The following is a 6,367-nucleotide window of genomic DNA, read 5'->3' on the forward strand; positions in this document are numbered from 1 at the left end:
AACACATGAGCAAGCTGCGCGTGGCCGTTCTCGGCGCCAAGGGACGCATCGGGTCCGAGGCCGTACGAGCCGTGGAGGCCGCCGACGACATGGAGCTGGTGGCCGCGCTGGGACGCGGCGACAAGCTGGAGACCCTCACGGACAGCGGCGCCCAGGCCGTCGTCGAGCTCACCACACCCGCGTCGGTGATGGAGAACCTCGACTTCTGCGTCCGGCACGGTATCCACGCCGTCGTCGGCACCACGGGCTGGACCGACGAACGGCTCGCGCAGCTGAACACCTGGCTCTCCGCTTCCCCGGAGACCGGTGTGCTCATCGCGCCGAACTTCTCCATCGGCGCGGTCCTCACGATGAGGTTCGCGGAGCAGGCCGCCCGCTACTTCGAGTCCGTCGAGGTCATCGAGCTCCACCACCCGAACAAGGCGGACGCCCCCTCCGGCACCGCCACCCGTACCGCCCAGCTCATCGCGGCGGCCCGCGAGAGGGCCGGGGCGGCGCCCCAGCCCGACGCCACCTCCACCGCACTGGACGGAGCCCGCGGTGCGGACGTCGACGGTGTCCCGGTCCACTCGGTCCGGCTCCGCGGACTCCTCGCCCACCAGGAGGTACTGCTGGGCGGTGAGGGCGAGACCCTCACCCTGCGCCACGACTCGCTGCACCACAGCAGCTTCATGCCGGGCATCCTGCTCGGCACGCGCCGCGTGGTGACCACTCCCGGCCTCACCTTCGGCCTGGAACACTTCCTCGACCTGAACTGACTGGGCCCAACCCCATGCGCGCAAAGCTCACCTACGTCGTCACCGCTGCCGTCCTGGTCTTCTACTTCGTCCTGGCCGGCAGCCGGGGCGTCCTGCTCATCAGGCACGGCACACTGCTCACGGTCACCTTCGGCGTGGCCGTGCTGATCCTGCCGGTGATCGGCGTCTGGTTCCTCTGGAAGAACACCCAGTTCGTACGGCGGGCCAACGCCCTGGCAGCCGAGCTGGACGCAGAGGGCGGCCTCCCCGTGGACGAGCTGGTGCGCACCCCCTCCGGGCGTATCGACCGCGACTCGGCCGACGCCGTGTTCGCGCGGCGCCGGGAGGAGACCGAGGACAGCCCGGACGACTGGCGCTGCTGGTTCCGGCTGGCGGTCGCCTACCAGGACGCGAGAGACACCCCACGCGCCCGTAAGGCGATGCAGCGTGCCATCGCCCTTCACATGGACAGGCCGGTACGCGCCTGAGCGGCGCCCACCGGCCTGTCCATGTGTTTATCCGGCCCCTGGGGGCCTCGAACCGTCAGCTGCTGCGGTACTCGTCGTCCCAGGCCTCGATCGAGTCCGTGGCCCGCTCGAACGCCTCCGCACGGGCCAGGAAGTCCGCGTTGTGGTCGGTGACCAGCGGCGCCAGCGGCTCACCGCTCCTGCGCACCACGATCAGGGCCTGTCCCTGGACCGTCCGCGGGAAGCCGAGCCATTTCACGGGCTGCTGCACCGTGCGTACCGCCGCGGCGTCCTTCCACCGCACGGTGGTCGTACGGAAGAAGCCCACCCGGCGTACGCCGTGCCGGCTCACCCAGGCACCGACCCGCAGCAGCCGCAGCGCGCCCGCGATCACCACGGCGGCGAGCGCGAAACACAGGGTGGCGCCGGACAGCGATCCCGCGAACGTGATGATCGTCGCTGCGAGCAGCACGAAGGACGCCAGAAGCAGCAGGGTGGCTGCCGCCGCGACCCGCCACGGGCCGGGGCGGTAGGGCCGCCGCCAGCTGTCGTGGTCGTCGAACGGCAGCGCGATGTCCTCTGCGTCCGCGTCGAATACGCGGTCGGCCGTCAGGAAGGGCAGGGGCACGACTGATCCTCACTCACAAGCACGCTCGATTGCTGTGCCCGGTGAGGCTACCGAGCAGCCCCCCGGCCGACCACCCCAGGGGGCCCGTACGGGTCAGCGGTGCCGCGAGGCCTCGGACGTCTGACTGTGGGAGGGCGTCCGGTCGGTGTCGAGAGCGGGCAGGCCGAAGAGCAGCGATCCGGCGAAGCCGGCGATCAGCGTCAGCCCCACGAGGGACCGACCGGCCAGCTGGGAGCGACTGGCACGCTGGCGGGGAGGCGGAGTGACATTACTGCGGAATCGGTCGGCCTCGGCAACGAACGAGAACGGGACGGATTCACGCCGGCGGAACATGAGGAAGCTCTCCTTGAACTCTGGGACGGGTGCTGCTAATGAGTCAGACGTACGAGACGCCCGATCGGTGCCCCGAAACGCCGAACCCGTCCAGAATTTCCCGCTGGCAGCCGCCTTCGCGGGGGCCCGTAGAGTGGACGCCGCCCGAGCGACGCAATTGGAAGGACCCCCGCCGGTGACCGACACCCCCGAGCCCACAAAAGCCCACTTCCGCAGTGATGTCACCGTTGACCTGGTGAAATCAGCGGCCGCCGACTCCGACGTGCTGTTCGCAGCCCGCGTCTCCACGGCCGGGGAGCAGTCCCTGGAAGAGGTCACGAAGGACCCCGAGCGCTCCAAGGGGCTCATCAACTTCCTGATGCGGGACCGGCACGGCAGCCCGTTCGAGCACAACTCGATGACCTTCTTCATCAGCGCCCCCATCTTCGTGTTCCGCGAGTTCATGCGGCACCGCGTGGGCTGGTCCTACAACGAGGAATCGGGCCGCTACAGGGAGCTCGAGCCGGTCTTCTACGTCCCGGGAGAGTCCCGGAAGCTGATTCAGCAGGGCCGCCCCGGCAAGTACGAGTTCGTCGAGGGCACCCCGGAGCAGCACGAGCTCACGAGCCGCGTCATGGAGGAGTCGTACCGGCAGGCCTACGACGCCTACCAGGAGATGCTCGCCGCCGGGGTCGCCCGTGAGGTCGCCCGCGCGGTGCTCCCCGTCGGCCTGTTCTCGACGATGTACGCCACCTGCAACGCGCGCTCGCTGATGCACTTCCTCGGCCTGCGCACGCAGCACGAGCTGGCCAAGGTGCCGTCGTTCCCGCAGCGTGAGATCGAGATGGTCGGCGAGCAGATGGAACAGCACTGGCAGAACCTGATGCCGCTCACTCATGCCGCCTTCAACAAGAACGGACGGGTAGCCCCGTAGGCGGTGTCCGTATTGCGGCGTTTAGTGAAGTTCATCTAGGCTGATCAAACGGACCCGGTACTGCCTGAACCCCCGAGCAGGCAGTGCCGGGCTCCTCTTCCTCGTCCCCCGAGGGAGCGCGGCGCTCCGAGCAACGAGTAGCGTGTTACCCATGGCTCCGATCTCCACTCCGCAGACCCCCTTCGGGAGGGTCCTCACCGCTATGGTCACGCCCTTCACGGCGGACGGCGCACTCGACCTCGACGGCGCCCAGCGGCTCGCCGTCCACCTGGTGGACGCAGGCAATGACGGCCTGGTCGTCAACGGCACCACGGGCGAGTCCCCGACCACCAGCGACGCGGAGAAAGACCAGCTCGTACGGGCTGTGCTGGAAGCCGTGGGAGACCGGGCCCACGTCATCGCGGGCGTCGGCACCAACGACACCCGCCACAGCATCGAGCTGGCCCGCACCGCCGAGCGAACCGGCGCCCACGGCCTCCTCGCCGTCACGCCGTACTACAACAAGCCGCCGCAGGAGGGTCTCCTGCGGCACTTCAACGCCATCGCGGACTCCACGGAGCTCCCGGTGATGCTGTACGACATTCCGGGCCGCAGCGGTGTGCCGATCGACACAGAGACGCTCGTACGCCTCGCCGAGCATCCCAGGATCGTCGCCAACAAGGACGCCAAGGGAGACCTCGGCCGCTCCAGCTGGGCGATCGCCGAGTCCGGCCTCGCCTGGTACTCGGGTGACGACATGCTCAACCTCCCGCTGCTCTCGGTAGGCGCCGTCGGTTTCGTCTCCGTCGTCGGCCACGTCGTCACCCCGGAGCTGCGCGCCCTCATCGAGGCGCACCTCGGCGGCGACGTGCAGAAGGCCACGGAGATCCACCAGCAGCTGCTCCCGGTCTTCACCGGGATGTTCCGCACCCAGGGCGTCATCACCACCAAGGCGGCGCTCACCCTGCAGGGCCTGCCGGCCGGCCCGCTGCGCCTCCCCCTGGTGGAACTCACCGCACAGGAGACGGCCCAGCTCAAGATCGATCTGGCCGCCGGTGGGGTACAGCTCTAACTACGGACTTCACAACTGAATACGCGAGGACACTCGCGGCGGAAACACCACCTGACAACAGCAAGTGCACGATCGACATGCGCGCCACGTGCCCTCAGCGGTACGTGGCGCGCGTGGTAAGGAGAGTCTTTTGAGTCATCCGCATCCTGAACTCGGTACCCCGCCGAAGCTCCCCAAGGGCGGCCTGCGGGTCACCCCGCTGGGCGGCCTGGGCGAAATCGGCCGCAACATGACGGTCTTCGAGTACGGCGGCCGTCTGCTCATCGTCGACTGCGGCGTGCTCTTCCCCGAGGAGGAGCAGCCCGGCATCGACCTGATCCTTCCGGACTTCACCACCATCCGGGACCGCCTGGACGACATCGAGGGCATCGTCCTCACGCACGGCCACGAGGACCACATCGGTGGCGTGCCGTATCTGCTCCGCCTGAAGCCGGACATCCCGCTGATCGGCTCCAAGCTGACCCTCGCGCTCATCGAGGCCAAGCTCCAGGAGCACCGGATCCGTCCGTACACCCTCGAGGTCGTGGAGGGGCAGCGCGAGCGCATCGGAGTCTTCGACTGCGAGTTCATCGCGGTCAACCACTCCATCCCGGACGCTCTCGCCGTCGCCATCCGCACCCCCGCGGGTCTGGCCGTCGCGACCGGTGACTTCAAGATGGACCAGCTTCCGCTGGACGGCCGTCTCACCGACCTGCACGCGTTCGCCCGGCTGAGCGAGGAAGGCATCGACCTTCTCCTCTCCGACTCGACGAACGCCGAGGTGCCCGGATTCGTTCCGCCTGAGCGGGACATCTCCAACGTCCTGCGCACGGTGTTCGCCAACGCGCAGAAGCGCATCATCGTGGCCAGCTTCGCCAGCCACGTGCACCGCATCCAGCAGATCCTGGACGCCGCCCACGAGTACGGCCGCAGGGTCGCCTTCGTCGGACGCTCCATGGTGCGCAACATGGGGATCGCCCGTGACCTGGGCTACCTGAAGGTGCCCGCCGGTCTGGTCGTCGACGTCAAGACCCTCGACGACCTGCCGGACGACGAGGTCGTCCTGGTGTGCACGGGTTCCCAGGGCGAGCCGATGGCCGCTCTCTCCCGTATGGCCAACCGGGACCACCAGATCCGGATCGTCCCGGGTGACACGGTGATCCTGGCGTCGTCCCTCATCCCGGGCAACGAGAACGCGGTCTACCGCGTGATCAACGGCCTGACCCGTTGGGGCGCGAACGTCGTCCACAAGGGCAACGCGAAGGTCCACGTCTCGGGCCACGCCTCGGCCGGCGAGCTGCTGTACTTCTACAACATCTGCAAGCCGAAGAACCTGATGCCGGTGCACGGCGAATGGCGCCACCTCAGGGCCAACGCCGAACTCGGCGCCCTCACCGGGGTGCCCAAGGACCACATCGTCATCGCCGAGGACGGCGTGGTCGTCGACCTCGTCGACGGCAAGGCGAAGATCGTCGGCAAGGTCCAGGCCGGTTACGTGTACGTCGACGGCCTCTCGGTCGGCGATGTCACCGAAACCTCCCTCAAGGACCGGCGCATCCTCGGCGACGAGGGGATCATCTCGGTCTTCATCGTGGTCGACAGCTCGTCCGGCAAGATCGTGGGCGGTCCGCACATCCAGGCCCGCGGCTCCGGCATCGACGACGGTGCGTTCACCGCCGTGGTGCCCAAGGTCGAGGAGGCCCTCAACAAGTCGGCGCAGGACGGGGTCATGGAGCCACACCAGCTCCAGCAGCTGGTCCGGCGCACGGTCGGCAAGTGGGTGTCGGACACCTACCGCCGGCGTCCGATGATCCTTCCGGTCGTCGTCGAGGTCTGACCCGACGAAGGCCGACAGGCCGCCGACCTGGAGCGGGGCGCCTCGATTTGCATCGAGGCGCCCCGCTCCAGTACGTTTGCCATTCCGCCTGAACGGGAAGCACCTCGCGCACATCTGCGCCAGGGAGCCCTTCGAGGGGCGGAAAATCCGACTCAGAACTTCTGATAAAGTCGGATCCGCCGAAAGGCAAAGGCCACTCCACAGGTCATCGGAATCGAATTCGAACCGGAAACGGAACGGAAAAGAGTCTGGTAAAGTTGGAACCGCCGGAAAGGGAAACGCGAAAGCGAAGAACTCGAAAGCGAATGAGCTGGAACCCGCTGCGGCCGGGAATCGGACACGAAAGAGTCTGATAGAGTCGGAAACGCAAGAACAGAAGGGAAGCGCCCGGAGGGCCCCGGTGAAACGGGACCGAAGGAAGC

At 67.9% G+C, this 6,367-nt stretch carries 7 protein-coding genes; 5 read left to right on the top strand and 2 right to left on the bottom strand.

Annotated elements, in window-relative coordinates:
* Positions 1 to 5: 5 nt before the first annotated feature.
* Positions 6 to 758, top strand: a complete 753-nt coding sequence (dapB, locus tag OO67_RS26970; RefSeq protein WP_033304188.1) for a 4-hydroxy-tetrahydrodipicolinate reductase — start codon at positions 6 to 8, stop codon at positions 756 to 758.
* A 14-nt stretch (positions 759 to 772) separates the two neighbouring features.
* Complete coding sequence (locus tag OO67_RS26975) at positions 773 to 1,225, top strand: tetratricopeptide repeat protein (protein ID WP_033304190.1); 453 nt, start codon at positions 773 to 775, stop codon at positions 1,223 to 1,225.
* A gap of 55 nt (positions 1,226 to 1,280) precedes the next feature.
* Here OO67_RS26975 and OO67_RS26980 read toward each other — a convergent pair whose 3' ends face one another.
* Together OO67_RS26980 and OO67_RS26985 are read right to left on the bottom strand one after the other, a co-directional pair.
* Positions 1,281 to 1,832 (bottom strand): hypothetical protein, encoded by a 552-nt coding sequence (locus OO67_RS26980; protein ID WP_033304191.1) that lies wholly within the window; start codon positions 1,830 to 1,832, stop codon positions 1,281 to 1,283.
* Positions 1,833 to 1,925: 93 nt separating this feature from the next.
* Positions 1,926 to 2,165, bottom strand: a complete 240-nt coding sequence (locus OO67_RS26985) for a hypothetical protein (RefSeq protein WP_033304192.1) — start codon at positions 2,163 to 2,165, stop codon at positions 1,926 to 1,928.
* 175 nt (positions 2,166 to 2,340) lie between these two features.
* Between OO67_RS26985 and thyX the strand changes: the two genes are divergently transcribed.
* The 3 genes from thyX (at position 2,341) to OO67_RS27000 (ending at position 5,945) form a co-directional block, all read left to right on the top strand.
* A complete protein-coding gene (gene thyX, locus OO67_RS26990) occupies positions 2,341 to 3,078 on the top strand; it encodes an FAD-dependent thymidylate synthase (RefSeq protein ID WP_033304193.1) in 738 nt (245 codons plus the stop codon).
* A 151-nt stretch (positions 3,079 to 3,229) separates the two neighbouring features.
* Positions 3,230 to 4,129, top strand: coding sequence for a 4-hydroxy-tetrahydrodipicolinate synthase (dapA, locus tag OO67_RS26995; RefSeq protein WP_033304194.1), 900 nt, complete (start codon positions 3,230 to 3,232; stop codon positions 4,127 to 4,129).
* A 130-nt stretch (positions 4,130 to 4,259) separates the two neighbouring features.
* Entirely contained in the window at positions 4,260 to 5,945 is a 1,686-nt protein-coding gene (locus OO67_RS27000) for a ribonuclease J (RefSeq protein WP_033304196.1), read from the top strand.
* Positions 5,946 to 6,367: the final 422 nt, after the last annotated feature.

The organism is Streptomyces atroolivaceus, assembly GCF_000717025.1.
Classification (GTDB): Bacteria; Actinomycetota; Actinomycetes; order Streptomycetales; family Streptomycetaceae; genus Streptomyces; species Streptomyces atroolivaceus.

Bases quoted from the DNA above. Each gene is read 5' to 3' on its own strand.
- dapB (WP_033304188.1), top strand. From the start codon at position 6: ATGAGCAAGCTGCGCGTGGCCGTTCTCGGCGCCAAGGGACGCATCGGG.
- OO67_RS26975 (WP_033304190.1), top strand. From the start codon at position 773: ATGCGCGCAAAGCTCACCTACGTCGTCACCGCTGCCGTCCTGGTCTTC.
- OO67_RS26985 (WP_033304192.1), bottom strand. From the start codon at position 2,165: ATGTTCCGCCGGCGTGAATCCGTCCCGTTCTCGTTCGTTGCCGAGGCC.
- dapA (WP_033304194.1), top strand. From the start codon at position 3,230: ATGGCTCCGATCTCCACTCCGCAGACCCCCTTCGGGAGGGTCCTCACC.